The organism is Burkholderia sp. BDU5 (assembly GCF_001522845.1).
GTDB lineage: Bacteria > Pseudomonadota > Gammaproteobacteria > Burkholderiales > Burkholderiaceae > Burkholderia > Burkholderia mayonis.
In genome coordinates this window covers 1-2,066 of record NZ_LOWC01000150.1, presented here as the reverse complement: position 1 = coordinate 2,066, position 2,066 = coordinate 1, and the positions used below count along the sequence as shown (strand labels likewise).

General features: G+C 63.5%; 2 protein-coding genes. Both read right to left on the bottom strand.

The annotated features are described in order from the left end of the window. Positions 1-761, bottom strand: a 761-nt coding sequence (locus WS69_RS23750; RefSeq protein WP_156438363.1) for a type VI secretion system Vgr family protein, incomplete at its 3' end; no start/stop codon positions are given. Between the two features lie 114 nt (positions 762-875). Then, positions 876-2,066 (bottom strand): type VI secretion system tip protein TssI/VgrG (gene tssI / locus WS69_RS23745; RefSeq protein WP_156438362.1); only part of this gene is annotated, 1,191 nt, incomplete at its 5' end.

The following is a 2,066-nucleotide window of genomic DNA, read 5'->3' as shown; positions in this document are numbered from 1 at the left end:
AGCGGAATCCCTTCGAGGCTCGGCTGATCGACCTGCGCATCGCTGTCGAGCTTGTTCGACGGCGCGTGATAGTCGAAGTCGCGCAGCGCGACGTTGTTCGACTTGATCCGGCGCGTGCGCTGCAACCGCTGCACGCCTTCGCGTCCCTGAATCGCGCGCGACTCTTCGCCGTCGGGCAGATACTCGAGCTCGTCGTTCGGCAGCGGTAGATCCTCGAACCGCTGCGTATCCGAGATCACGACGACATGCCGGTCCTGCTCGTGCTCGATCCAGAAATAAATCCCTTCGTCTTCCAGCAGCCGCTTCACGAAGTTCAGATCGGTTTCCTGGAACTGCACGCAGTACTCGCGCGGCTCGTAGCTGCCTTCGAGCTCGAACCGGTAACCGTTGCGCTGATGCCCCTGGAACACCTGCTCGACGATCTGCGGCACGCTCATGTTCTGGAAAATCCGGCTGTTGCGGTTCTCCGCCAGAAACGACAGCCAGCTCTTCAGCTCCAGCGTGTACGTGTACTGCCCGCTCATCTGACCCGTGTCGTAGCCGCCGAACACGTGCGTGTTGAACGTCCGCACGTCGCCGCCGCCCAGATCGATGTCCGCCGACAGCGACGAGCCGAGCAGCGCGTCGAAATCCAGGTCCGGGTCGTGGCTCAGCAGTTCCAGCTGATATGACGGCTCCTGCGACAGGTTTTCGTGGACCACGAAACTCAGCGCGACCGCATCCGGCTCCAGCAAAGGACTGCGCAGTTCGATCAGACGCATGACGGTTCTCCCGTCGTGCCGGCATCCGCCGACGAATACGCAGCGAGCAGCGAGTCGATCCCGGTTGGCGATGCGGCCGCGACGGCCGCTTGTGATTGGATATCGCTCATGGGATCAACTCTTCACTTGCATGCCGACCTTCTTCAGGTCGATGCCCGTATCCGAATAGCTCGCGCCGGTGTACGAGAAGCTGAAGCCCGTCACCGATACGCTGCTGCCCGTCGTCGATACGCTCGAGCCCGTCGTGCTCACCGAGCTGCCGGTGGTCGACACGCTCGAGCCGGTGATGCTCGTCGAGCTGCCCGTCGTCGACATCGACGTACCCGTGATGCTCGTCGAACTGCCGGTATTCGACATCGACGTGCCGGTGATGCTCGTCGACGTGCCCGTCACCGACGTGCTCGTGCCCGTCATGCTGTTCGACGTGCCCGTGTACGACAACGACACACCGGTGATGCTCTGCGACTGCCCGGTCGTCGACATGCTGACGTCGGTCCACGACGACGAGATGCCCGTCATGCTGTTCGACACGCCCGTCACCGAATTGCTGGAGCCGGTAATGCTCGTGCTGACGCCGGTGAACGACGTCGACACGCCCTTGAAGCTCGTATCGACGCCGGTGAACGACGTCGACACGCCCTTGAAGCTCGTGTCGACGCCCTTGAAGCTCGTGTCGACGCCGGTGAAGCTCGTGCTCACGCCGGTAAACGACGTGCTCAGGCCGGTGAAGCTCGCGGACACGCCGGTGAAGCTGACCGACAAACCCGTGTACGACACCGAGATGCCCGTGAAGCTGACCGAGATCCCGACGACCGACGTCGACGTCCCCTTCACCGACAGGTTCAAGTCCTGCGCGATCGACGTCGAGCTGTTGCGCTCGACCGTCTGCTGCATGTCGCGCTCCGCGTGGATCATCACGCGCTCCGCGCCGCGCTGGTCGTCGAACGTGATCTGGCTCGCGTTCTGGAAGCCGCCCGCGCGCTTGATCGAGCGCGACACGAGGCCGGTGTAGCGGATGTCCTTCGGCAGGTCATACGGCGTCGGGTTTTCGCCGTTGTAGACGATCCCCGTCGCGAGCGGACGATCGAGATCGCCATCGACGTAAGTCACGATCACTTCCTGCCCGACCCGCGGCATCGCGAGCACGCCCCAGCCCTTGCCCGCCCACGCCTGCGACACGCGAATCCAGCACGACGCATCCGCTTCCGTCGTCTTGTAGCGGTCCCAATGGAAGTGCACGCGGATCCGACCGAGCTTGTCGGTATGCACTTCCGACATCTCCGGCCCCACCACCGTCGCGCTCTG